General features: G+C 67.0%; 17 protein-coding genes. 4 read left to right on the top strand and 13 right to left on the bottom strand.

The annotated features are described in order from the left end of the window. Position 1 precedes the first annotated feature (1 nt). The 12 genes from AC6RV7_RS03400 to AC6RV7_RS03345 form a co-directional block, all read right to left on the bottom strand. On the bottom strand, positions 2 to 967 hold the full coding sequence (locus AC6RV7_RS03400) for a 3-keto-disaccharide hydrolase (protein ID WP_500092495.1): 966 nt from the start codon (positions 965 to 967) through the stop codon (positions 2 to 4). Continuing rightward, complete coding sequence (locus AC6RV7_RS03395; RefSeq protein ID WP_500092494.1) at positions 964 to 1,971, bottom strand: sugar phosphate isomerase/epimerase family protein; 1,008 nt, start codon at positions 1,969 to 1,971, stop codon at positions 964 to 966. The genes AC6RV7_RS03400 and AC6RV7_RS03395 overlap by 4 nt, the downstream gene beginning before the upstream one ends. A gap of 60 nt (positions 1,972 to 2,031) precedes the next feature. Beyond that, positions 2,032 to 3,054: a ThuA domain-containing protein gene (locus tag AC6RV7_RS03390; protein WP_500092493.1), complete on the bottom strand. Its 1,023-nt coding sequence runs from the start codon at positions 3,052 to 3,054 to the stop codon at positions 2,032 to 2,034. Continuing rightward, a complete protein-coding gene (locus tag AC6RV7_RS03385) occupies positions 3,051 to 4,403 on the bottom strand; it encodes an MFS transporter (RefSeq protein ID WP_500092492.1) in 1,353 nt (450 codons plus the stop codon). Before AC6RV7_RS03385 ends, AC6RV7_RS03390 begins: the two co-directional genes overlap by 4 nt. 6 nt (positions 4,404 to 4,409) lie before the next feature. Next, positions 4,410 to 5,465, bottom strand: a complete 1,056-nt coding sequence (locus AC6RV7_RS03380) for a Gfo/Idh/MocA family protein (protein WP_500092491.1) — start codon at positions 5,463 to 5,465, stop codon at positions 4,410 to 4,412. A 4-nt stretch (positions 5,466 to 5,469) separates the two neighbouring features. Then, positions 5,470 to 6,705, bottom strand: coding sequence for a redoxin domain-containing protein (locus AC6RV7_RS03375; RefSeq protein ID WP_500092490.1), 1,236 nt, complete (start codon positions 6,703 to 6,705; stop codon positions 5,470 to 5,472). Next, a complete protein-coding gene (locus AC6RV7_RS03370; RefSeq protein WP_500092489.1) occupies positions 6,702 to 7,676 on the bottom strand; it encodes a VOC family protein in 975 nt (324 codons plus the stop codon). The genes AC6RV7_RS03375 and AC6RV7_RS03370 overlap by 4 nt, the downstream gene beginning before the upstream one ends. 262 nt (positions 7,677 to 7,938) lie before the next feature. Then, entirely contained in the window at positions 7,939 to 9,429 is a 1,491-nt protein-coding gene (locus AC6RV7_RS03365; RefSeq protein ID WP_500092488.1) for a potassium/proton antiporter, read from the bottom strand. 91 nt (positions 9,430 to 9,520) lie between these two features. Beyond that, the gene (locus tag AC6RV7_RS03360; protein ID WP_500092487.1) at positions 9,521 to 10,153 is read right to left on the bottom strand and encodes a hypothetical protein; all 633 of its coding nucleotides are present in this window, start codon (positions 10,151 to 10,153) and stop codon (positions 9,521 to 9,523) included. A gap of 14 nt (positions 10,154 to 10,167) precedes the next feature. After that, on the bottom strand, positions 10,168 to 11,721 hold the full coding sequence (locus AC6RV7_RS03355) for a phospholipase D-like domain-containing protein (RefSeq protein WP_500092486.1): 1,554 nt from the start codon (positions 11,719 to 11,721) through the stop codon (positions 10,168 to 10,170). Beyond that, on the bottom strand, positions 11,718 to 14,522 hold the full coding sequence (locus AC6RV7_RS03350) for a cation-translocating P-type ATPase (RefSeq protein ID WP_500092485.1): 2,805 nt from the start codon (positions 14,520 to 14,522) through the stop codon (positions 11,718 to 11,720). The genes AC6RV7_RS03355 and AC6RV7_RS03350 overlap by 4 nt, the downstream gene beginning before the upstream one ends. 31 nt (positions 14,523 to 14,553) lie before the next feature. Beyond that, positions 14,554 to 15,123, bottom strand: coding sequence for a YceI family protein (locus AC6RV7_RS03345; RefSeq protein WP_500092484.1), 570 nt, complete (start codon positions 15,121 to 15,123; stop codon positions 14,554 to 14,556). A gap of 330 nt (positions 15,124 to 15,453) precedes the next feature. Between AC6RV7_RS03345 and AC6RV7_RS03340 the strand changes: the two genes are divergently transcribed. The 3 genes from AC6RV7_RS03340 (at position 15,454) to AC6RV7_RS03330 (ending at position 19,572) form a co-directional block, all read left to right on the top strand. After that, the gene (locus tag AC6RV7_RS03340) at positions 15,454 to 16,245 is read left to right on the top strand and encodes a glucosamine-6-phosphate deaminase (protein WP_500092483.1); all 792 of its coding nucleotides are present in this window, start codon (positions 15,454 to 15,456) and stop codon (positions 16,243 to 16,245) included. Positions 16,246 to 16,312: 67 nt separating this feature from the next. Then, positions 16,313 to 17,611: an MFS transporter gene (locus AC6RV7_RS03335; RefSeq protein ID WP_500092482.1), complete on the top strand. Its 1,299-nt coding sequence runs from the start codon at positions 16,313 to 16,315 to the stop codon at positions 17,609 to 17,611. 95 nt (positions 17,612 to 17,706) lie between these two features. Beyond that, positions 17,707 to 19,572 (top strand): ulvan lysase-like protein, encoded by a 1,866-nt coding sequence (locus tag AC6RV7_RS03330; RefSeq protein WP_500092481.1) that lies wholly within the window; start codon positions 17,707 to 17,709, stop codon positions 19,570 to 19,572. Between the two features lie 110 nt (positions 19,573 to 19,682). Here the strand turns inward: AC6RV7_RS03330 and AC6RV7_RS03325 are convergent, their stop codons facing one another. Further along, complete coding sequence (locus AC6RV7_RS03325; RefSeq protein ID WP_500092480.1) at positions 19,683 to 21,491, bottom strand: glycoside hydrolase family 2 protein; 1,809 nt, start codon at positions 21,489 to 21,491, stop codon at positions 19,683 to 19,685. Between the two features lie 195 nt (positions 21,492 to 21,686). Here AC6RV7_RS03325 and AC6RV7_RS03320 point away from each other — a divergent pair, with 195 nt between their 5' ends. Beyond that, complete coding sequence (locus AC6RV7_RS03320) at positions 21,687 to 24,089, top strand: glycoside hydrolase family 20 zincin-like fold domain-containing protein (RefSeq protein ID WP_500092479.1); 2,403 nt, start codon at positions 21,687 to 21,689, stop codon at positions 24,087 to 24,089. The last annotated feature ends 205 nt before the right edge of the window (positions 24,090 to 24,294 follow it).

The raw sequence follows: 24,294 nt of genomic DNA, 5'->3' as shown, positions 1-24,294 counted from the left end.
GTTATTCCACCACCCAAATGTTGCGGAACTGCAGTGGCGCGCCGTGCTCCTGCAGTAACAGCGGACCGCGCGCGGCCTCGCCGAGACGACCGGCAGCGCCCTTCGGCGGGCTCAACGCGTGATCGGCGTAGAGCGTGACGCCGTTCAGGCGGACGGTGATGCGCGCGGATTCGGTCTTCTCGCCCGCGGCGTTGAAGCGCGGGGCGCGGAACTCGACGTCGAGCGTCTGCCACTCGAGCGGAGCGCGGGAGGCATTCACCGTGGGTTTCGGCGCAATCGTGTTGCCCAGATTGCCGCACGCATTGCCTTCGACGCGGCCGTAGGATGCGTTGAGATCGACCTCGTATCGAGCCTGCAAATACACGCCGCTGTTCGTCGGTGCGCCGAGCAGGCGGAACTCCAGATGGAGCGTGCAGTCGCCGAATTCGCGCGACGAAATGATCGAGTCTGTGTCCGGGACGACCTCCATCGCGCCTTCCGCGAGCTTCCACCGGGGCGCGCCGTCGGGATTCAGCCAGTTTTTCCCGTCCTTCTTGTGCCAGCCGTCGAACGACGAACCGTCGAACAGCACCACCGCCCCCGCGGGCGGCCGCTGACCGAGTGTGGGATTGGGCCGCGCGATCCGCTCCAGCGAAAATTTGCCCGCGTCGCCTTCGACGTTCAGGCGCCGGTCGTCGCCGACGCGTGCCCGCCACCCACCGCCGCGCAGCGACACCGCACCGTCGCGCGGGCGGCCGCGGAGTGTGGCGATGACGGCGCTCGCGCCGCGGTCGAATTCGCGCGCGAGCTGGAGCTGATAATCCTGGTGTGCGTCGAGCGAGAGCTGGCCGACGAGCGCGCCATCGGCGCTGCGCCAGTCGCCGATCAGCGGATCCTCCGGCGCGGGCACGAAGGTTGTTTCCGCCGCCGTCGCCGGGCGCGCGAGGAGCGCGAACGCAAGCGCGAAGCCGAAAAGTCCGCGCTTCATGCGTGACCCTCCGCCGCGAGCGCCGCGCGTATTTGGGCGAGAAACGCGGGCACGGTCTTGTAGGGATCGTAGGTCTCGCCGCCTCCGCGGGGCGACAGGGTCTCGATCGGCAGATAGCCGCGGTAACCCGAGGCGAGGACGATTTTCACGAGGCGCGGCAGATCCATCGGAGCCTCGGTCACCTTCTCGATGCCGAGCGGGCTCTGCTTGACCTGCCAGTTCACCGCGTAAGGCGCGGTCTTCGCGATCTCAGCGTAAGGATCGGCGGCGCGGAAGAAGCCGGTGTCCACGATTGCGCCGCACCAGGGCGAGTCCACGCGCCGGAGCAGCGAGATCATGTCATCCGCCGTGCGCAGAAAATCGCCGTGGTTCTGCACGCCGATGATCACGCCGAACTTCGCGGCATGATCGGCGCATTCGCGCACGGAATCGGCGATGTACTTCTCCACCTCGTCGCGCGAGGCGTGGTTCGAGGCCACTTTCCAGTCGGCATTCCGCATCTGCGTATCCGCAAACACCCGCAGCACCGGCGCGCCGAGCTTGGCGGCGACTTCCACCCACGCCTTGATCCACGCGACGTCCTTCGCGCGCGCGGCGGGATCGGCGATGGTAAAATTGTTGCCCACTCCCGTGCCGCTGATGCCCAGGCCGAGATCGAAGGCCTTGCGTTTCACCTCGAACACGAAGCGATCGTCCGGGATGCGGCGGTCACGGTAGCCCGGGAAATAATAACCGGTGGCGTCGATGCCGTCGAAGTTGTGCCGGGCGCAGAATTCGCAGAGGTCGAGCAGGCTCAGGCCCTCGCCGCGCTTCATGAGGTGGTTGTTGAGCAGCCGCGCAAACGAGTAGGCGTTGAGCGAGAGCTTGAGCCGCGGGCCGCCGACCCGCGGCACCGGCGCGATGGCCGCTTGCGCGAGGTTCAGGCCGGGAATGCCGGTCAGGCCTGCGATCGAAAGGAGCGAGGCGGATTTGAGGAATGTGCGACGGGAGGTCTGCAAGGTCATGAGAAGAGGAGGTTCAGACGATTGAGGTGAAGAGGTGCGGGGTTGAAGAAGGGTCGGAAATCACCGTCGCGGCGGAATCGGCGGCGGCGGCAGGTTCCGCAGCGCCTTGGGCAATCCGGCGACCGGTCCGGAAACCGGTGGCAGTTCGCGCGCACCGGGGGTGGCCGTCGCGAAGTTCGGCGTCACGTCCGCGTCGACGCGGCGCAGCACCCAGTCGAGTCCGCCGAAAAGGATCTTCTCGAACGTCTCGCTCAGCCAGGCGTCCTCGCGATGGCCGAGCGCGGTGTAGAATACGCGCCCGCGGCCATGCTGGCGGGCCCATGTATTCGGAAAGGGAGGACGCTGGTAAGGCGTGTCCCAGCCGGCCGGCGGCCAGTCGGTGCCGTTGGCGTTGGGATCGCGCATGGCGGCCGTTTCCAGGCGGAGAAGTACCCGCATGTTCTCGGAAAACTCCGTCAGCGAATACCACTCCTCCATCAGTTCGATGTGCGGTCCGAGTCCGGCGAAACCGGGGAAGGTCGGATCGATGACCGTGGCGCGCGCGATCTGCTGCGTCCCGTGGACAATCAATTCGCCGCCGAGCATCCGGAGATAGGGATCAGCGTGTTCTCCGAGCGTGCGGTAACGCCAGGTGCGGGGCTGGTCGGTGTTCGTCGCCGGCGTCTCGCCGGTGTGAAAGGTGTCGGCGGCGGAGTGGATGCCGACGAAGCCCAGCCGTCCGCTCGCGACCGCCTCCAGCAAGGCGGCCTTGCCCGCGGGAGTCAGCGGCGGGTTCCCATCCTTGCCGGCCGACAGCAGGTCGCCGCTGGTATAGAACATCACCGCGTCGAATTGCGCGAGATACTCGGGGCTGAACAGGCTGCCGTCTTTCGAGAAGGTGAACGCGATGTCGTGGCGCGGGCCGAACTCCGCGAGCACCTGTTCCGAGAAACTCGGCTGCTGGCCGCGCCGCTTCACGACGCTGTGCTCGAAATTGGAAGACTTCGTGAAGTAAAGGACGCGTTTCGGCGCGGCGGCCGCGGAGCCGGCGCCGAACGAGGCGGCCGTCAGCGCGAGGCAGAGGAAAGATCGCAGCGTTTTCATTCCTCGGGCAGCGGCTGATCCTTCGTCTCGGGAAGAAAGGGCAGTGCCGCGATGCCGAGCAGGAGCACGACGCTGACGGCCATCCCGGCGGTGCGGAAACCCTCGAGATTGCTGCCGAGCCGCTGCGTGATCAGGCCGATGGTAAACGGCGCCGTCGCGGCCACGATGCGGCCGAAGTTATAGCAGAAACTCGTGCCGGTGCTGCGCAGGCTGGTCGGGAACAACTCGGGCAGATAGATGGCGTAGACTCCGAACACCGAATACTGACCGAAGCCCATCAGCGGGATCATCCAGTAGATCTGGTCGACCGAGCGCAGGCTGTGGAAAACGAGGATCGTCGTCGCGAACGACAGGGCGAGGGCCACCGCGAAGGCGGGACGGCGTCCTTTCACCTCGGCGAACTTGGCGAGGGTGAGCATGCCGAAGAATCCGCCGATGTTCTGCAGCAGCAGACCGAGCGAGCCCCAGTAGGCCTTCTCGCTCGCCAGCGCCGAAGCGGACAGCCCCGCGCCGGCGAGGTGTTCCTCCACGAGCGTGCGCACGATCTTCGGATGGAAGTTGCCGATGCCCCACAGGCCGATGATGCCGGCGCTGCAGAGGACGAGGCCCAGCCAGGCGTGACGCCGCCAGCGCGGGTGCCGGAGCAGGCTGCCGTAGGAGCCGAATTTGATGCCGCGCTTTTCGCCTGCCGCGCGGGCCTGCAGCCAGCGCTCGGGTTCCTTCAGCCGCCCGATGATAAACACGCAGAGGAAGGCCGGCACGGCGCCGACCAGGAACATCACCTGCCACGCGTGCAGTCCGGCCGGCAGCAACTGGCGCGCGGCGAGCAGACCGATGCCCATGCCGATCAGGCCCGCCGTGATGTTGCCCCACGACGACAGGGATTGCAGCAGACCCAGCGCGGGCGCGCGGGCGCGGTCGGGAACCGAGTCGGCCACCAGCGCCACCGAAAGGCCGAAGACCCCGCCGACGCCGAGACCGGTGAGGAAGCGGTAAAGGCTGAAATCGGCGAAGCCCTGCGAGAACGAACTCAGGCCCGTGCAGACCGAATAGAGCAGCACGCACACCGAGAGGATGCGAGCCCGCCCGAAACGATCGCCCAGCGCGCCGAAGATCAGCCCGCCGACGGCCCAGCCGATGAGGAAGATCGAGGTGGTGTAGGGACCGTAGACGGTGGCCCGGGCCTTGTCGCCGAGCAGGTCCTCCATGGCCGCGTCGCGCGCCAGGTTGAAGAGCTGCTGGTCGAGGCAATCGAACATCCACGCCAACGAAGCGACGGCGAACACATACCAGTGTTCGCGTCCCAGAAGGCGCCACCACGGAACTGACGGATTGGAGTTGGCCGACATAAAGAGTTACCCCACGCGCACCGGCGCGCCGGACGCGGCCGAGGCATAGATGGCGTTGACGAGGGCGACGGCCTTGCGCGCTTCGCGCCCGTCGACCGCCAGCGGCTTCATTTCGCGCAGCGCGGCGACAAGGTCGCCGATCTGGCGCAGATGGCCCTCGATCGAAATCGCCGACGCGGCGCCCGCGCCGGAGCCGAGAGCATTGTCGTTGGCGGCGCTGCGGATCGCGTCGTCCTCGGGCTGCGGGGTCCGGAAATCCCAGCGTGCGATGTGGTCGTCCTCGAGCACGATCGAACCGGTTTCGCCGCACACTTCGATGCGGCGCGACCAGCCCGGCCAGGCGGCGGTCGTCGCCTCGATGGTGCCCAGCGCGCCGCCGGGGAAGTGCAACGCGGCGACCGCGGTATCCTCACCTTCGATACGCGTGTGCACGCGACGGGTGGTGCGCGCGAAAACCTCGTCCGGCAGGCCGGCGAACCATTGCAGCAGGTCGAGACCGTGGACGGCCTGGTTGATGACGGCGCCGCCGCCGTCGAGGGCGAGGGTGCCCTTCCAGCCGGTGTAGTAGGACGGGTCGCGGTGCCACTTCACATAGGCGCTCGCCAGCACGAGACGGCCGAGCCGGCCGGAATCGATGGCCGTCTTGACGCGCTGCGCCCCGACCCCGAACCGGGCCTGGAAAATCGGAGCCAGCAACACCCCGCGCGCCTCGGCGGCCGCGATCATCTGGTCCGCGCGCGCGGTGGTGATCTCGATCGGTTTTTCGACGATCACGTGCTTGCCGGCGGCGATGGCGGCCATGGCCGGTTCGAGATGGGCGCCGCTCGGGGTCGTCACGCAGACGACCTGGATATCAGGCCGCGCCATGAGGGCGCCGATGTCGCCGGTCGCGAACGGCAGCCCGTGCTGCGCGGCGAAGCGGGTGGCCGCCTCCGGCGAGCGATCGGCGACGCCGATCAGGCGAGCGCCGGACGTGCGCGCAATGGCCTGCGCATGGAAGCCGGCGATCATGCCGCCGCCGATGATGCCGAAGCCGATGGAATCCGAAGGAGAGTGAGGCATGGAATCAGCGATAGTAGGGACCGAGTTCTTCGAAGATTTTCTTGCTGAGCGCGGTGAAATCGAGGGGGCCATTGTGGCGCCAGATGATCCCGCCGCCCGGAGCGATGAGGACGGTGTGCGGCAAGGGGCCCGGCCACTCCGGATCGAGCGCCGCGGCGAGCGCGTCCTGACTCTTCGCCGTGTAGAGATAGTTGTTGGTCGTGCGGCCTTCGCGCTGCACCGAGCGTTTGAGGCGTCCGGGCAGGCCGGCGTGGCGATCCTGCAGGAATTTCAAAACCCGCGGCTCCTGCTTCGGGTCGTCCATGCTGATGGTCACGATCTCGAAGTCGCGGTTGCCGAGCCGGCGCGTGAGCTGCACGAGTTCGGGAAACTCCTGCACGCAGGGCGCGCACCAGGTGGCCCAGACGTTGACGAGGCGGAGCTTGTCCGTCGGATTGGCGACCAGGGCGGCGACACCGGCGGCATCGATAGGCTCGAGCGACACGGGCTCGTGTTTCCAGGCGGCGTCCGTTTCGGCAACCTTCGCCGCCTTCGTGCGCCACTTCGTGGAGCAGCCCATCGGACGCGTCAGCTCCACCGGCACCGCCTGGCCGGCCAGCAACGCTTCGATGGCGTTGCGCGCATCGGGATGATCGGCGGTCGGGCCTGGATAGCGGGAGTCGTCGAAGCGGCCGGCGTAACGGAGCCGGCGGTCGCGATCGAACACGAAGACATGTGGCGTCGCGAGCGCACCGTAGGCTTTGGCCGTGGCCTGCGTGTCGCCGTCGTAAACATACGGGAAGGTGAAGCCCGCCTCGGCCGCATAGCCTTTCATGTCCTCGAAGCTGTCGTCGAAGCGGCTGTAGCCCAGCTCCGCGAGGGCGACCGCATCGGGGTGGTTCGGGTTGATCGCCACGACCGCGAGACCGCGGGCGCGCAGTTCTTCCACCATCGGCAGCAGGCGCGTTTCCGCGGCGTGCGAATACGGGCAATGGTTCGAGAGGAACGCGACCATCAGCACCGGAGCCTCGGCAAAGTCGGCCAGCGTGTAGGTTTTGCCATCGATCCCCGGGAGCGCGAAGTCCGGCGCGGCATCGCCGATCTGCAGCGTTTTGACATCGGATGGAAGGCCCGTCGTCAGATCCTCGCCCGAGCCGGAACCTTTCCGGCGGCCGGCGCCTTGGGCGAGAGCCGCGTCCGTCAGGAAGCTGGCGCAGCTGGCGAGAAGAAGGAAGCGCAGGACGCGCGAATGCGTAATCATGAAGAGGCTCCAGGTCGCGGCAGCGGCGCGGGCGGGCGGGCGTTGGACGGCGGCACCGGGCGGCCGTCGTGGGTGACGGGTTCCATGATCTCGACGCGCGTGCCGTCGGGGTCGAAGTAGTTGATCTGCCGGCGGCCGTTCACGCCGATTTTCATGTCCGTCGGCGGTTTGCAGCCGGCGGGCAGGTCGCGGCGGGCGAGCACTGCTCCCGCGGCGACGACGTCGTCGACCTCGAGGCAGATGTGGTGCAGCGTGCGCATGCGGTCGACCGACGGCATCTCGCCGTAGAGCATGAACTCGATGTAGTCGTCGCTGTCGGGCAGCTGCAGGTTCACCCAGTTGAGGACGCGACCGCCGGCGCTGCCGCGCCACGTCTCCTTCATGCCGAGGATGTCTCCGTAGAAGTGCAGCGACGCCTCGAGCTGTCCCACCATCACGCCGACGTGGCGGAGGCGGTGGGAGATGCGCGTATCCGGCAAAGCCTTACCCCGATGCCGCGCGGTCCAGCTGTCGGGCAGGTATTGGACGATCTCGATCGTGTTTCCGTTCGGGTCCTTGATGAAATAGTTCGCGTTGCCGATCTTTCCGACCGGCGTCCGGTCGGGCACCTCGACGCCGCGCGATTTCAGATACACCCGCATCGCTTCCGCGTCGTCGGTTTCGAGCGCGATGTGAAAGAGGCGGTCGGCCTCCGGCGCCACTTCGGAGCCGGGGAAAAGTTCCACCGTCTGGCGGTCGTTGATCTTGATCCAGGTGAGTTCGCCGCCGCGCTGGCGCGGAATCGAAAACACCGCCTCGTAGCCGAGAAAATCCGTGTAGAACGCGCGCGCCTTCGCCGGGTCGCTCACGTAGAAGGCGGCATGCGAGATGCCGACGATTTTGGGACGAGCGGGCGACTGCTGGGCGGACGCCGGCGCGGCGACACCGAGCAGAAGGGCGGCCGCAAAGAGAAAGGAGCGCGGGAACGACATATCGAATCGGGTAACGCAGACGTAATAGCCCGCGCGCCGGAAATTAGGACATCGGCCGCACCGACGATGAAGATGCCCCCACGTTTCCGAGCGGCGACCGAGCCGGACGGATGAAGCCCGGCGCCTTGCCGGACGGTCGGTGCCGCCCCGCGCAGGCGCGAACCCTGGCGATCGAGACGATCGTCGCTACCCGGTTGCCTGATCCTGCATCACGGCACGCACGCGGCGCCAAGCGCCGGTCAAACCCGCGGTCAAATCTCTCTTACGCCGGCGGGATCTCCGAGGCGGCATCGGCCGCGCGGGAGGAAAACGCCTGCATGAACGTCTCGCGAATCCGCTCTTCGTCGGGCGCGTGCGCCAGCACGGTGACCTGATCCCAGCCCTGCAACTGGGTTTGACCCTGCGGCAGGACGACCTGGTCGCCCCGGGTGACGAGGGTGATCACGGCGCCCTCCGGCAGGGACAGGTCGCGAATGCGCGGACCGCTGACGCCTTTCGGTCCCGGCAGATCGACGGTGACGACATCGTAATCGCTTTTCGCCATCGTGATCATTTCGAGACTGAACAGCGCCTTCGGCCGGGCGGGCGCGGAGAGCCCCATCCATTTCGCGACCGTGCCGAGCGTCGAGCCCTGAACGAGGATCGACAGGATGACGGCGAAGAACACCAGGTTGAAAACCTGGTTGCCGATGGCGAGTCCGGCGGCGGCAGGATAGGTCGCCAGCACGATCGGCACCGCGCCGCGCAGGCCCGCCCATGACGCGAACACCTTGTTACGGAAACCGAAATTCATCCCCATCGTGCCGAGGAAAACCGCGAGCGGGCGCGCGACGAACGTCAGCACGAGGAAGAGCAGGATTCCCTGCAGCCAGAGTTCCGACCACTCATGCGGGAAGACCAGCAGGCCCATCAGCACGAACATGCCGATGTTCACGATGGTCGAGAGCGCCTCGGAGAAGTTCAGGACGCCCTGCTTGTGCACGAACGCGCCGTTGCCCATGACAAACCCGGCCGTGAAGACCGCGAGCATGCCGCTCGCCTGCGCCAGTTCGGCCACGCCATAGGTCAACAGGACGAGACCGACAAAAAGCACATAGTAGTTGCCGCGGTCCTGCGGCGTCAGCCGGTTGAACATCCAGATCGAGAAACGTCCGGCGACATAGCCGAAGATCGGGCCGGCGCCGAATTTCCAGAAGAACAGCAGCACGGTCGTCGCATCGAACCGGTCGCCCGAGGCGAACGTCGCGACCGCGACCGTCGTCATCAAAATGGCCATCGGGTCGTTCGCGGCGCTCTCGATCTCGACCGTGGACGACAGCCGCGGCGGCAGCGATTGGCGCCGAAGGATGGAGAAGATCGCGGCGGCGTCGGTCGACGAGATGATCACCGACAGCAGCACCGACAACTCCTTCGACCAGCCCAGCCCCCAGTGGAGGATCACATAGGTGATCGCGGCGGTGAGCAGCACGCCCCAGGTCGCGAGACCGCCCGCCGGCAGGGCGACGACGCGGAAATCCGCCCGCTTCGTCACGAAGCCGCCGTGAAACAGGATGAACACCAGCGCGAGATTCGCGAACTGGTTCGTGAGCACCATGTCGCCGAAATTCCACAGATTGAGCACGTCGCTGCCGCAGACGATCCCGGTCCCCAACGCCACGAGAATTACCGGCACGCTCCAACGTTCCAGCCAGACGGACGCGAGCACGACGGCGACGAGGAGCGCGGGGAGAATGAGATAGAGCGTCGGAGACATCGGGGCGATTCACGCCAATCATCGGCTCCCGAGGCAACGGGCAATTTGGGAGCAGGAAAAAATCCCGGCGGCCCGCGCCACCGGCGGAAAATCACGGCTTCGGCGCCGGAGATTCGGCGGCCGGACCCGGAGCGGTTTCCAGTTTCACGTGGACGCGGCTGAGCTTTTCCAGCACCCGCCATTCGGCGCGCAGCGGCCACCAGTCGTAGAGGTAGATTTCCAGCGGCCGCCACATCGCGACCCAGCCTGCGATGACGAATCCTTCCCTGAGGATGCCGGTCAACGCGGACTCGCCGTGCCGCTCGAGCAGATTGCTGATGGCCAGGCACACGGCGAGAAACGCGAGACCGACCAGCAGGCTGATGCGGCCGCGTCGCATCAGCTGCCGGAATTCCCGCCGCTTTTGGCCGGCACGTTCCGCGAAGTAGTGCTGGATGGCGGCCGGAACACGGGCGGCGCGCTCTGGCGGCGGAGGCGTCGCGAGATGAATCACCAGTTCCAGCGTCCGGGTCGGGGGCAGTTCCCGCGCCCAGCCAACGATGAACTCCTCCGCGTTCGCGTCGAGATCGCGATCCGGAAACGGCGAGGGATCCATCGAGTTGAACAGCTGCGCGAGCTCCCGGAGTCGCACGCGGATCACGCCGCGGTCCGCGCGATCGCCGGCCCGTCGGGAAACGGCCTCCGGCGGGGCGACGGGCCTGGGCTCAGGGCGCGGCGAAACCATAAGCTGGATACGCGTCAGCCCGCCGCGGGCGGCGCCTCGGGGTTCCGGGACGCAGCCGGCGCGGCCGGTTTCACGTCGCCCGCCGGGGCGGAAACGAGGGCGGGCGCCTTTGGATTGACCCGTTCGCGCCGGTGCCGGTGCCTCAGCAGGAAACCGCGATAGAGCAGGGCGAGCGCGAGCCACGCGAGGATCGCTCCTGCCGGATAAGCGAAGGCGCGCGGGAAGGCGACGAACAGGATCGCGAGTGCGAGCGCGGAGAGGCCGGTCCACAACAGGAGCCGCGTTTCGATCGGTTCGATGACGCGGCGGTCGGCGAGCGCGGCGCCGAGCACATTGCCGATGCGCACCGCCCCGGTGGCCGCGCGGCCGGCGCTGCCCTTGGGATGATGCGCCGGCCCGCCGGCCGGTCGTGTCGTCTGGCCCAGCTTTCGTTTTCCGTGAAGCACCACCTCCGTCGCGTTGCCGAGATCCTCCAGATACATGGCCTCCATTTTCCCGGCGAAACCCTCGTCCTCGATCACGGCGTCGAGTTCGCAATTTCCCATCCAGCTCGCGAGATTCAGGTTCGTGGAGCCGACGCGAGCCCAACGTCCGTCCACCACCGCGGTCTTCGCGTGCAGCACGGAGCCATTCCATTCGAAAATCCGCACGCCCGCCTCGAGCAGCGCGCGATAACCCGTGCGGGACATGATCCGCAGCAGCGGAATGTCCGACGCTCGCGTGAAGAGCATGCGCACATCGACGCCGTCCCGGGCGGAGGTGATCAGGGCCTGGACGTAGGTCGGGGCGCCGAGGTAATAGGCGTCCGTGAGCCACACCCGGCGGCGGGCAAAAGCCACCACGAGTTGATCCAGCCGGAACGTGCCCGACGTGGCGGGCTCGCTCGCGACGATGCGCACGCTCACCTCGCCGGCGGGCGCGATCGGGAGCACGGCGTCCGGTGCGTCGTCGATCGGCGCGCCCAACATGGCCCACATGCGCGCGAACGCCCGCTCCAAATCGGCCACCGCCGGCCCGCGGATCTCCACGCCGGTGTCGCGCCAGGGCGCGATCCCCTTGGCCGGATCTCCCGTCCACATGGAGGCCACGCAGAGTCCGGAAACGAATCCCACCTCGCCGTCGACGACCAGGAGTTTGCGATGATCCCGCGAGACCCAGCCGAGCGGCGATTCCGGCCGCGGCGGATTGTAGCAGCGCACCTCGACGCCGGCGTCGCGCAGCCGCGCCCAGAACCGGCGCGAGGCCTTTCGCACCACGCCGAGCCAGTCGTAAATCAACCGCACCGCGACGCCCGCCCGCGCGCGTTCGGCCAACGCGTCGGCGAAGCGATTGCCCACCTCGTCGTCGGCCAGGATGTAGTTCTCGAAATGGACGCGCTGCCGCGCCGACGCGATTGCCTCGAGCCAGGCGGGATAATTTTCGGCCGCATTCTTCAGCAGTTGCACGCGGTTGCCTGCAACCAGCGGCGCGCCGGCGCTGCGGGAGAAGGCCCGCTCCGCCAGTTCTCGCGCTCCGGCTTCGATGTGGCTGGCCGCCGGCGGCCGGGACGATGCACCGGGCGCGATCATGCGACGTTTAGCCTCCCGGGCTTCGTCGTGCGGCGGACAATCGCTTTGCTGAGTTCGCGCAGCCACAACACGGAGCTGGCGACTGCGGCGCAGACAAGCCAGTCGCGCAGGCTGAGGCTTACGGTTGAAAACGCCTTTTGCAGGACCGGCACATGGATCACCGCGACGTGCAAGGCGAGCGAGAATGCGATCGCCGCCCACAGCCAGGCGTTGTGAAACAGACCGGAGAACGCGCTGCGCACGTCCGAGCGCGCGTTGAAAACATTGAACAACTGAAGCCCCATCAGCGTGGTGAACGCCATCGTTTGCGCGTAGCGCAGATCCCCGGTGCCTTCGATGAAACCGCCCGGCAGCGAGGCGTCGAACACGCCGAGCGTGCCCACCGCCATCACGATGCCGACCAGCGCGATGCCGCGCCACATCTGCGCCGTGAGCACCCCCTCCGCGCGACGGCGCGGCGGCTGATCCATGACGCCGGGCTCGACCGGGTCGACGCCCAACGCCAGCGCCGGCGCGCCATCGGTCACCAGATTGATCCACAGGATCTGGGTCGCCAGCAGCGGCAGCACGACGCCGCTCTCCGTGTCCAGTCCGATCGCCTTCGCGAACACGACACCGAAGAACATCGTCATCACTTCGCCGATATTCGACGAGAGCAGGTAGCGCAGGAACTTCCGGATGTTGGCAAAAATCGACCGGCCTTCCTCCACGGCCGCCACGATGGTCGCAAAATTATCGTCGGTCAGCACGACGTTCGCCGCCTCTTTCGAGACGTCGGTGCCGGTGATGCCCATCGCCACGCCGATGTCGGCGGTCTTCAACGCCGGCGCGTCGTTCACGCCGTCGCCCGTCATCGCCACCGTCTCGCCGTTCGCCTGCAGCGCTTTTACGATCCGCAGCTTGTGACTCGGATTCACGCGCGCATAGACGGAGACCTCGCGCGTGGTGCGCGCCAGATCCTCGTCGGACATTTTTTCGAGCTCGGCGCCCGTGACGGCGCGGCCGTGATCGGCGATCCCCAACTCCGCGGCGATGACGGCGGCGGTTTTCGCGTGGTCGCCGGTGATCATCAGCGGCCGGATGCCGGCGTGGCGGGCCCGCGCCACCGCGTCCTTCGCCTCCGCCCGCGGCGGATCGATCATGCCGATCAATCCCAGGAACGTCAGTTTTTGCTCGAGGTGTTCCCCGGCATCGGCGCGCTCCAAGGCGTCGGCGCGCAGCTCGCGCGCCGCGACGCCGAGCGTGCGCAGCGCCTCGCCGGCCAGCGCGTCGTTCGCCTGCAGGATCGCGGCGCGCCGTTCATCGCTCAACGGGCGCGACTCCCGGCCCACCCCTTCGTTTGCGCAGCGGGCGAGCAGCACATCGGGCGCGCCTTTGGTGAAGACGAGGAGGCGATCCTGGTTGGCGGCGTCGGCGTGCACCGTGCTCATCAACTTCCGCTCGGACGAGAAAGGCACCTCTCCGACGCGCGCGAGCCGCGCCGCGAGCGTGGTGGATTCCAATCCCGCTTTGCGCGCGGCCACCACCAAGGCGCCCTCGGTCGGATCGCCCTGAATGGTCCAGCGGCCCTCGTGTTCCTGCAACACGGCGTTGTTGGCGCGGTCGGCCACCGCGAGCGCACGTTCGAGTTCCAGGCGGAGCGCGCCTTCGACCGGAGCTCCTTGAGAGGAGACTTCGCCGGTCGGAGCATAGCCGGTGCCGCCGAAGTCCACGCGACCGCCGGCGGTCACGACGGCGCGGACGGTCATTTCGTTTTTCGTCAACGTGCCGGTTTTGTCCGACGCGATGACCGTCGCCGAGCCGAGGGTTTCGACCGCGGAGAGGTGCCGGACAATAGCACGGCGCTGCGCCATGCGCCGGACGCCCAGCGACAGGACCGCTGTGACGATGGCGGGCAGTCCTTCGGGCACCGCGGCGACCGCGAGCGCCACCCCGAGGATCAGCACCTCCAACTGCGCCGGGACGCCGTGCACGTCTTCCACGAGAAGGATCGTGGCGATGATCGCCACTGCGACGATCGCCACGATCACGCCGAGTCGTTTCCCGAGCCGCTCGAGCTCCTTTTGCAGCGGCGTCGTTTCCACGGGGGTGTCCTTCAGCATGCCGGCGATCTGGCCCATCTCCGTGTGCATGCCGGTGGCGGTGACGACGGCCCGGCCGCGTCCGTAGGTCGCGACCGTTCCGCTGAACACCATGTTCGTGCGGTCGCCGAGTCCGGTCTCCGCGGCGACCGGATCGGTGTCCTTGGACGAAGGCAGGCTCTCGCCGGTCAGGGCGGCCTCCGCCGTTTGCAATGCCGTCGAGTGGATCAGCCGCGCATCGGCCGGAATCGTGTCGCCCTCTTCGATTGCGATGATGTCGCCGGGCACGAGTTCCGCCGCGGGCACGCGGCGCCGCTCGCCGTTCCGCAGTGCCGTCGCCTCGGCCGCGGACATGGCGCGCAATTTCGCGAGCGAAGCTTCCGCCCGCGATTCCTGGACGTAGCCCATGACCGCGTTCAGCAGCACGATCGCCATGATCGCGAGCGCTTCGTAGGGCAGCGCCGACTCGCGTTCGAACCACCAGATTGCCGCCGAGATCGCTGCGGCGATCATCAGCAGGATCACGAGGAAGTTCGTGAACTGCGCGACGAACTTCCGCCAGGCGGGGACCGGCTTTTCGGCGAGGAGTTCGTTACGGCCGTAACGTTCCAGCCGGGCCCGAACCTCCTCGTCGCTCAAACCGCGCTGCGGATCGGCGCCCCGCGCCGCGAGGGCGGCTTCGACGGTTTGTTGGTGCGGCGCGAGGGAATCGGTCTGCATCGGGATGCCATCGCGCCGCGCCCGCAGCGCCTTATTGTTTGATGAACTCGCCGTCCGCCTTGACGGTCAGTTCGTCGGAAACCATCGGCGGAGGAAACTTGGGTCCGACGCCGAAATCCGATCGCTTCAGGGTTCCCGTGAGCTGGAAGCCGGCCGTGGTTTTGTCCTGGTTCAATGTCGTGCCCCGGAACCACAGGTCCATGGTCACCGTTTTCGTCCGACCGTGAATCGTGAGATCGCCCGTCAGACGGTAGCGGTCCTTCCCGGCGGGCTCGATCGACGTGCTGCGAAAGGTGATCGCCGGGTATTTCGCGACTTCAAAGAAGTCCGGGCTGCGCAGGTGATCGTCGCGTTTCTGCACCGCCGTGTTGATCGAGGCGGCATCGATGTTCAATTCGAACACCGCGTCGCTGAAGTCCGGTTTTGTGGCGCGGATGGTGACGTCGAATCGATCGAAGGCGCCCGTGATCTCGGAGATGCCGAGGTGGGTGATGGTGAAGCCGATTCTCGAATGAGGCGGATCGGCCTTCCACGAATTCTGAGCGACGGCGCTGACCTGCAGCGCGGCGAGAAACAGAACGGCGATGATTCCTTTTTTCATGCGTCGATACTGGATTCAGGAGTCGCGCAAAAGCCAATCGGCGAGCGGGATGCCGGGATCGTCCCCGGCACGAACAAAAACCCGGCCGACGCCGGGCCCCGGAAAAAGGGCGGGCGCCGCGCGGGTCAACAGCTTGAATAACGCCGCCATCGCCTGAAGTCGCGGCCGCATGGGATGCACGTGCTGCCATGCCCATGTCGCCTTCGTCGCCGCCCCGGCGCGGATTTCCCGGCGGAGCGGTATCGGCGTGGCGATCTCCCCCGGCGCGGTCGGACCCGGTCGCGTCGCTCTCCTTGCGCCGTGAGGCCACGGCGCCCGCCGCTTTTCCCCATGAAGTCCTCCCCTCCCGTGCAACAGGCGACGTTCGGTCGCCTCGCCGTCGAAGTTCACCGCGATCGCTCCGAACTCGGACGCGCGGCCGCGAACGCGTGCGCCGAGTATATCCAATCCGTCATTACGGCGCGCGGCGAGGCGCGCGTGATCTTCGCCTGCGCGCCGTCGCAGGACGAGTTTCTCGAGGCGCTGGTGCGCACCGGTCTCGACTGGCCGCGCGTCACCGCGTTTCACATGGACGAGTATGTCGGCATGCCGGCGACATCGCCGCAGAGTTTCCGCCGCTATCTGCGTGGCCACCTGCTCGATCGCGTGCCCGTCGGGCGTTTCCTGGACCTCGATGCCGAGAACGTCGATCTCGCCGCGGAGTGCGCCCGCTACGCGAACCTGCTCGACGAAAAACCGATCGATCTGATCTGTCTTGGCATCGGCGAGAACGGACATCTCGCGTTCAACGATCCGCCGGTGGCGGATTTCGACGATCCCGTGCGGGTGAAGACCGTGGAGCTCGAGGACGTCTGCCGGCAGCAGCAGGTGAACGACGGCTGGTATCCGGCGCTCGACGCGGTGCCGCGTCACGCCCTCACGCTCACGCTGCCGGTGTTTCGCGACGCGCGGCGGCTCAGCGTGCACGTGCCCGGCCCGCGCAAGGCCGCGGCCGTGCGGGGAACGCTGCACGATGCGATCACGACGGCGTGCCCGGCGACGCTGCTCCGACTCCACCCGGCCGCGACGTTGTATCTCGATACGGCATCCGCCGCGCTCGCGTTCTCCGATTCCTCGGCATGAACGCCCTCTCCCCGTTTCTCACCCTCGTCGGCAGCCTCGCGCGCGGCGCACGGCAAAGGCCGGTCCGATGACCGCGATTCGCAGGGCGCTGCGCCCGATCCGTCATCTCCGCTGGTGGATCGGCGGGATGTTGTTCGCGTCGACCGTCATCAATTACGTCGACCGCCAGACCCTCGCGGTGCTCTCGCCGTTTCTGAAGGAGGAGTATCACTGGACCAACGAGGACTACGCGCTGATCGTGATCGCGTTTCGCGTGGCCTACGCGTTCGGCATGACCGCGTTTGGCCGCGTGATGGATCGCGTGAGCACGCGCGCGGGGCTCGCGATCACCGTCGCGTGTTATTCGGTCGTCGCGATGCTCACGTCGCTGGCGAGCGGACTGCGCAGTTTCATCGCGTTCCGGTTTTTGCTCGCGCTCGCCGAATCCCCGAACTGGCCGGCGGCGACGAAGACGGTGGCGGAGTGGTTCCCGAAACAGGAGCGCGGCTGGGCGGTGGCGCTGTTCGACACCGGATCGTCGATCGGTGCCGCGATCGCGCCGGCGCTGGTGATCTGGCTGTATCACAGTTTCGGCGGCTGGCGGCCGGCGTTTCTGATCACGGGCATGCTCGGGTTCCTGTGGATCGTGGGGTGGTGGCTGCTTTATCAACCGCCGGAAACGCATCCGCGGCTGGGCAAGGAGGAGCGCGACATGATCCTCGCGGATCGGGCGGAGAGCGAAGCGGATGCGCCCGCGGAACGGCCTTCGATCCTCACGCTCCTGAGGCAGCCGCAGACCTGGGGGACGATCGTGGCCCGGTCGTTCACCGATCCCGTGTGGTTCTTCGTGACGGACTGGTTCATGATTTTTCTCGTCGCGAAAGGCTTCAGTCCGGAATCCACGCTGATCGCGTTCTGGATTCCGTTCGTCGCGGCGGATCTGGGCAACTTCGCGGGCGGCGGCGTATCCAGCTGGCTGATTCGCCGCGGCTGGCCGGTGGGGCGCGCACGGAAGACCGTGATCGTGGTGGCGGGATTCGGCATGACGATGCTCGCGCCGGCGGTGGCGATGACGAACCTGTTCGCGATCGTCGGGCTGTTCGCGGTGGCGACCTTCTCGTATGCCGCGTATTCCACGATGGCGATCGTGCTGCCGACGGACCTTTACCGCAGCGGCTCGGTGGCGACGGTGGGCGGCATGTGCGGCACGGTGGCGCAAACGCTCACGATCGGTTCGACCTTTTTGATCGGCCGCATTTCCGAGCAGCATTCGTTTGCGCCGATCCTGATCGGCGGCAGCCTCGTGCCGCTGGTCGGGGCCGGACTGGTGCTCCTGCTCGTGCGCAATCCTCGCGGCCCGGCGCCGGCGTTTTTGAAGAAGATCTGAACCCGCAACCCGCGACGACCGCCGATATGGAAACTGCGCGCAAAGAAAACCTCCGCACCCGCCGGCGGGCGCGGCGGCTCGGAGCTGGCCTCGCCTTGGCTTTGTTCGGTGCGGTCGCCGGACGCGCGGCGGCGACCGCGCCGGCGAGCGTGCCGCTGCGCGCCGAATACGCCCACACGCTGACGACGCTCATCGAAACGCTCGAGCGCCTGCAGCTCGGGCCGGAGCGCGGCGACGACGCGGGTGCGCTCGCGTGTCCGCGCTGCGACGTCCTGCACACGCGCGCCGCCGAGGCGGTCTGGCCGCTGGCGCAGCAATTCCTGGAAACCGGTGACGAACGCCACCTGCGCGCGGCACGAGCGCTGGGGTGGTGGCTCTTTCGTCAGCAACAGCCCGACGGCAGTTGGAAGGAGACGCCGGAGGAGTGGACCGGCACGACCACGGATCAGCTGCTGATGCTCGTGCTCGCGTATGAAAGCCTCGCGACGCGTTTCGAGCCGGCGGAACGCGCGGCGTGGTTGGGCGCGATCGAGCACGCTGCCGATTATCTCGCGCGGACGATGAGCCCGCAGTTCGCGAGCATCAATTATTGTGCGACGACCGCCGCGTCGCTGGCCGCCGCGCATCGACTTGTGCCCAAGCCGGCTTATGGCGAGCGCGCGCACGCGCTCGCGCGGGCGACGGTGGCGTTGCTGGACGAGGACGGATTTCTCAACGGCGAAGGCGGCAAATCCTACGGACGAAAGATGGGCATCGATCTCGGCTACTCGCTCGAGATGTCGCTGTGGGGACTCGCGTATTACGCGAAGCTGACGAACGACGCCCTGGTCCACGATCTCGTGCGCGCGTCGCTGCGCTCGCATCTGCCGTTCATTTATCCGGACGGCATGATGGACAACACCTGGGGCATCCGGTCGAACAAGTGGACCGTTTACGGGAGCGCGACGTCGGATGGCTGTCAGACGCTCTTCGCGTTGTTTGCCGACGACGATCCGGCCTATGCGAGCGCCGCGTGGCGCAATCTCCAGTTTCTGCGGACGTGCATCCGCGACGGACTCGTGGACTACGGTCCGCACCACGGGACGGTGATGCGCGAGCCGCCCTGCATCTATCCGACCTTCACGAAGGCCAAGAACCTCGCGATGGCGATGGCGTTCGATCCGCAGCCGGAGCGCGCGCTCGTGCCGTTGCCGAGCGACCGTTTGGCGTGGCAGCGGCATTTTCCGACGATTGACGTCGTGCTCACGCGCACCCGCGCGTTCATGGGCACGGTCACGGCCTATCGCTACAAGGACATCGCGGCGGGGCCGAAGGGGAAATACATGTTTCGTCCCAGCGGCGGCGCGCTCTCGTGTTTGTGGCTCGAAGGGCACGGTTTGCTGCAGGCGTCGAGTCAGACGGAGTATCATCGCTGGGAGCCGATGAGTTTCCCGGTGGTGGACGGCGAGCTGCGCCCGCTGACGCCGCGGATCGAGTTCACGGCCGGCGAAAATTATTTCACCAACCTGTTCGAGTTCGACGGCCGGCTCCGCACGGAGACGCCGCAGCCGGGCGAGTTCGTCGTTTCAACCTACGGCGAACTGCGGGACCGGAGCTGGCATCACGGCGGCGTGAGCTACCGGCTGACGCACACGTTTCGGGACAACGAGATCGTGAAGGAAATCACGCTCTTCTATCGCGGTGCCACGCCCGAGATCCGGATCGTCGAGCCGATCGTGTGGCCGGAAGGGACTCGCTTCACGCAAACCGATGCGCGTTCCGTCGAGATGCAGGGAGCGAAACGACGTATTCAGTTTCACGTGACAGATGGAAACGTGAAACTGGAGTCGGGTCGCGAGGTTGGGAAATACTGGTCGCCGTATCCGGCGTTGCGCGCGTGGCCGATCGAACTGGTCGTGCCGCCGCCGGCGGCGGGCGAGTTGCAGCAGACAGTTCGCTTCGCGATCCGCGTCGACGAGTAGGGCGGCGCGGGTAGGGCGGGAGCGGTGGGACGAGGCTTTGCGGGGGACTTGCGGACGCCTCGGAGAGGCGTCCCTACCTCAGTTTCCTACCTCAGTCCCTGCCTTCGAAGTTATTTGGCCTCGCGTTTGCGGGCGTAGAAGTCGTGGAGGACCTGCCAGGCGAGTTTGCGCTGGCCGGTTTCCGAGATGAGGCCCTTGCGGTTCCAGTAGTTTTGATAGTCGCCGCGGTAGCGCCGCGGGGAGCGGAAATCCTTCAGGATCCAGGGCGACATGCCGCGGAGCCACGGAATGCTTTCGGCGTTGGCGATCGTTTGTTGGTAGAGCCAGTGCTGGTATTCCTCGGTCCAGCGGGTTTCCTTTGCGCCGCGGATGCCGATCTTCGCGTCCGCGCCGAATTCCGAGAAGATCATCGGCTTGTCGTAGGCGTTGCGCCACACGAGCGTCGTGATGTCGGCCGGGGAGAGATTCCCATACCAGCCGATGTAGGTGTTGTAGGCGAGGAGGTCGAGATGGGCGCCGAGCGGATCGTCGATCACGATTTCGCGTTCCGTGCTGGTGACGCTGCGGTTCAGGGCGGCGGAGATGAGCCGCGTGTCGTCGAGACGGCGGGCATCGGCGATGAGCACTTTGAGGAACGCCAGCCGCGCGTCGGTGAGCGGCGTTTCGTTGGCGACGCTCCAGACGATGACCGACGCGCGATTCTGGTCGCGGCCGATGTTGGCGGCCTGCATGGCGCGGGCCACCGACAGGCTGTGCGGATCGTCGTAGGTGATGTCTTCCTGGTAAACGGGGATCTCGCTCCAGACGAGGAGGCCGAGTTCGTCGCAGAGGCGCGTCATTTTCTCGGTGTGAGGATAGTGGGCGAGGCGGACGAAATTGCAGCCGAGCGCCTTGGCTTCGAGGAGCAGGCGGCGGGCGTCGTCCCAATCGAGTTTCCGACCGCCATCGTCCTCGTGATCGCCGAGACGTTCTTCGTGCAGGGAAATTCCGCGGAGATAAATCGACTGGCCGTTGAGAATGATCTCGTGGCCGCGGGTGGCGATGGTGCGGAAACCGATCCGGTCGCCGATGCGGTCCTGAGCCGTGGCCACCTCGACCTCGTAGAGCGCGGGATTTTCCGGGGACCAGCGTTGCAGGTTCGCGGGGAGCGGGAACTGCAGCGTCGCGACGCCCTCGGCGTTGGTTTCGACGGTGGCCGTGAGATTGAGGGCGGGGATGCGCCACGTCACCGCGGTGCCGGCGCGGCGCGGTCCGTCGAGCTGCGCCGTCGCGGCGATGACGTCGGCACCGTTCACGGTGCGAAGCGCGGCGCTGTAATGTTGGATGTAGGTTTCCGGCGTGGTCACCAACCAGACGGGCCGCGTGATGCCGCCGTAGGTGAACCAGTCGGGATCGGAACCGGGAACGTTGCCCTGCTGGCGGCGGCTGTTGACGCCGACGACGAGGGAATTGTCGGCGCGGAGCTTGCCGGTGACTTCGAAAGCGAACGGCGTGAACCCGCCTTCGTGCACGCCGAGCGGCTCGCCGTTGAGGTAAACATGGGAGCGGTAGTTGGCGGCCTCGAAATAGAGGAAGATCCGCTGGCCGGGCGCGGCGGCGGGCGCGGAGAAGTGGCGGCGATACCAGCCGAGCCCTTCATACCAGAACAGGCGCTGGTTGGTTTGCGTGTTCCAATCGCCGGGGACCGTGATCTCCGGTGCGGAGTCCCAATCGTATTCGACGATCGGGCCGCCGGGTTGCTGTTTCTCGTCCTTCGGAATCGTGTAACGCGGATACTGATCGCGCAGGCCGCGCTCGACGGTGTCGACGATGAAGCGCCACGTGCCGCTGAGGTCCGTGCGTTCGCGCGCGTAGAGATTGTGCGGAAGGGGGGCGAGGTTTTGGGCGCGGAGTTGATCCGCGGTGGGCGCCTGACTCATAAAAATAGTGGTGGAAGGGACCTGGGCCGCGGCGGCGGACCAAAGGAGACACCCGACAAAAAAGAGGGGAACGGGGCGTGAGAACATGTGGCATTATCTCCGGACAGAACCGCCTCAGGTAAAACCCGCGGGCGCTCAATTTGTTGACCAGTTCACGGATTGCCGTGGGTCGGGCGTGTTTGTCGTGGTGGAGGTATGATACGCACGTGGATCGGTTGCGGGCTCGGGTGGATCGTGGCGACGGCGGTGGCAACGGCGGCGCTGCCGGTCGTGCCCGCGCCGCGCGAAGTCGTGGAAATCAAAGCGAGCCTCACGCCGGCGTCGGCGTTGACGTGGCAGGTGGCCGCGGGTCACACGCGCGCGGATCTGGCGGGCGGACTGCGCGAGGCGCTGGAAACCTGGCGCAGCGAACGCGTGCCGGCAGCCAGCGAGGTCGATCGCGCGACGGTGGCGCTGGGCTTGCCGGCATACGATGAGGCGTTTCGCCGGCGGTGCGAACGGGTGGGCGCGCTGCCCGATGCGAGTCTCGGCGACGAAGGTTATGTGCTCGTGATCGACGCGCACGGCATCACGGCAGCGGCGAATGCGGAGCGCGGATTATTCTACGCGCTGCAGACGCTGCGGCAGATCCTGCGGGCGGCGGGTCCGGGCGGAGCGTTGCCGGGCGTCCGCGTGCGCGACTGGCCGGAGTTCGGGTTTCGCGCGGTGATGGACGATATCAGCCGCGGACCGCTGTCGAGCGGCGACTTCCTGCGCGCCCAGATCCGGCGCGTGGCGGAGATGAAGATCAACCGGCTCACCTGGTATGTCGAAGACGTGGTGCGCGTGCCGTCGCATCCGGACTTCGCGCCCCGCGGTGCGATCCCGCTGGAGGAGTTCAACGAACTCGTGGCTTACGCGGCGACCTATCACGTGGAGCTGCTGGGGAGTTTTCAGACGCTCGGACATTTCGACAAAATCCTTCGCGTGCCTGCGTATGCCCCGCTGGGCGAGACGACGGACATGCTCGCGCCGGCGGAGCCGCGGGTGCAGCGCTTCCTGAGCGAGGTGATCGGCGACATGCTGCCGGTGTTTTCGCAGCGCGAGTTTCTGCTGAACGGCGACGAGGCGTTCGATCTCGCCGAAGCGGCGGCGCGGCGCGGCCGCACGCCGGCGAAACTGTATGCGGAGCATTTCCGGCCGTTGATCGCGCAGGTGGAGGCCGCGGGACGCGTGCCGGTGCTCTGGGGCGACATGATGCTCGAGCACCGCGAGCTGCTGGAGCTGTTGCCGAAATCCGTGCTGGTCGGCACGTGGAACTACGATGCGGACGCGGATTTCACCGGCATGATCGCGCCGTTTCGCGAGCATGGCTTCGGCGTGATCGTCTGTCCGGGCGTGCTCAATTCCGACCGGCTCGCGCCGCTGTATCGGGAAACCGTGGACAACGTGCGCGGCTTCGTCGGCGCCGCGCGCGCCGAAGGTGCGCGGGGAGTGTTGATGACCGCGTGGGACGACGGCGGCATGCACCTCTTCGCGCTCGACTGGCCGGGAATCGCCTTCGCCGCCGCGCAGGCGTGGAATCCGGACGCGGCTGACACGACGGACTTTTTCGAACGCTACGATCGCGCGCGGGGCGTCGCCGCGGGCGCGACGGGCCGATTGACCGCGGTGACCGACGAGCTGAGCGAGTTGTTTCCCACGTGGAAAATGAACAACCACTACCGCTTTGAGCGCATCGTGCCGCGGGCGGGCGAGACGCTGACGGTGACCTCGCGCGATTGGCCCGAGGTGAAGGCGATCGTCGCGCGGGCCCGCGGGCCGCTGGCGGAACTCGGCGCGGATCCGGAGGCGCCGGCGTGGGCGTGGACCCTCGACGAACTCGCGCTGCACGCCGATCTGCGTCTGGCGCTCGCGCGCTGGTCGACGGCGGGCGTGAACCTGGCCGAGCTGGACGAATTGATTGCGCGGCAGGCACGCGTTCGCGATGAACTGCGGCGGCTGTGGTTCGCGGAGAATCGCGATCACTTCACGACGGAAGCGCTGCAGCCGGACACGGAGCGGCTCGCGGACCTGCGGGCGTTGCGGGCGCGCGTGGCCGATGGCGGCGCACTTGGAGTGCGCGCGGAAGGAGGACAGTTTTTCACTTATTGGCTGCTAACCGGACCCCTGGCCGAGACGATGTCGGGCGAAGACCTGCTCGGAACGATGGGCGGCGAAGTCGCGGCGCGGCCGAAGCCGGGCATGCGTTTCGCGGATCGCGCCGGCGCGATGCAGGATTGGAGCAAGACGCAATCCGACCTCGTGGCAGAGATGGATCTCGCGTCGCGCCGTGAGGGAGACGGTGTCGTCTATGCGTATGCGGCGATCGATGCGGAACGCGCGCGCGAAGTCACCGCGCGGCTGGAGCACACGGGCGCAGCGCTCCGGGTGTTGGTCAACGGGCAGCCGGTGAGTGCCGGAGCGGACGGGCACTGGCGGCTGCCGCTGGTAAAAGGTCGCAACGCGCTGCTGCTGAGATTGACCCCACCAAAGGCGGCGGAGACGGCGTGGCGATTCCGCTTCGATCTGCCGGACGAGGACGTGCGGTATCGAAAATACCGCTACCGCGTGATGTAGGGTTTCGTGATGTAGGGCGGGAGACCACGACCTACCTCTTTGGGCGGCGGAGCGAATGGACCACGGAGTGCACGGAATGCACAGAATGGGGCTAGCTGGAGCGGACTCGTTCGCGAGAGCACCATTCTGTGCACTCTGTGCATTCTGTGGTCTTCCCGGATTTTGTTTGGAAGCTTGGAACCCCGTGACCGCATGACGTTGGGTG

Source organism: Opitutus sp. sgz309028 (assembly GCF_059821195.1).
This window is presented reverse-complemented; position numbering and strand designations above follow the sequence as displayed.

Bases quoted from the DNA above. Each gene is read 5' to 3' on its own strand.
- AC6RV7_RS03400 (WP_500092495.1), bottom strand. From the start codon at position 967: ATGAAGCGCGGACTTTTCGGCTTCGCGCTTGCGTTCGCGCTCCTCGCG.
- AC6RV7_RS03395 (WP_500092494.1), bottom strand. From the start codon at position 1,971: ATGACCTTGCAGACCTCCCGTCGCACATTCCTCAAATCCGCCTCGCTC.
- AC6RV7_RS03390 (WP_500092493.1), bottom strand. From the start codon at position 3,054: ATGAAAACGCTGCGATCTTTCCTCTGCCTCGCGCTGACGGCCGCCTCG.
- AC6RV7_RS03385 (WP_500092492.1), bottom strand. From the start codon at position 4,403: ATGTCGGCCAACTCCAATCCGTCAGTTCCGTGGTGGCGCCTTCTGGGA.
- AC6RV7_RS03380 (WP_500092491.1), bottom strand. From the start codon at position 5,465: ATGCCTCACTCTCCTTCGGATTCCATCGGCTTCGGCATCATCGGCGGC.
- AC6RV7_RS03375 (WP_500092490.1), bottom strand. From the start codon at position 6,705: ATGATTACGCATTCGCGCGTCCTGCGCTTCCTTCTTCTCGCCAGCTGC.
- AC6RV7_RS03370 (WP_500092489.1), bottom strand. From the start codon at position 7,676: ATGTCGTTCCCGCGCTCCTTTCTCTTTGCGGCCGCCCTTCTGCTCGGT.
- AC6RV7_RS03365 (WP_500092488.1), bottom strand. From the start codon at position 9,429: ATGTCTCCGACGCTCTATCTCATTCTCCCCGCGCTCCTCGTCGCCGTC.
- AC6RV7_RS03360 (WP_500092487.1), bottom strand. From the start codon at position 10,153: ATGGTTTCGCCGCGCCCTGAGCCCAGGCCCGTCGCCCCGCCGGAGGCC.
- AC6RV7_RS03355 (WP_500092486.1), bottom strand. From the start codon at position 11,721: ATGATCGCGCCCGGTGCATCGTCCCGGCCGCCGGCGGCCAGCCACATC.
- AC6RV7_RS03350 (WP_500092485.1), bottom strand. From the start codon at position 14,522: ATGCAGACCGATTCCCTCGCGCCGCACCAACAAACCGTCGAAGCCGCC.
- AC6RV7_RS03345 (WP_500092484.1), bottom strand. From the start codon at position 15,123: ATGAAAAAAGGAATCATCGCCGTTCTGTTTCTCGCCGCGCTGCAGGTC.
- AC6RV7_RS03340 (WP_500092483.1), top strand. From the start codon at position 15,454: ATGAAGTCCTCCCCTCCCGTGCAACAGGCGACGTTCGGTCGCCTCGCC.
- AC6RV7_RS03335 (WP_500092482.1), top strand. From the start codon at position 16,313: ATGACCGCGATTCGCAGGGCGCTGCGCCCGATCCGTCATCTCCGCTGG.
- AC6RV7_RS03325 (WP_500092480.1), bottom strand. From the start codon at position 21,491: ATGAGTCAGGCGCCCACCGCGGATCAACTCCGCGCCCAAAACCTCGCC.
- AC6RV7_RS03320 (WP_500092479.1), top strand. From the start codon at position 21,687: ATGATACGCACGTGGATCGGTTGCGGGCTCGGGTGGATCGTGGCGACG.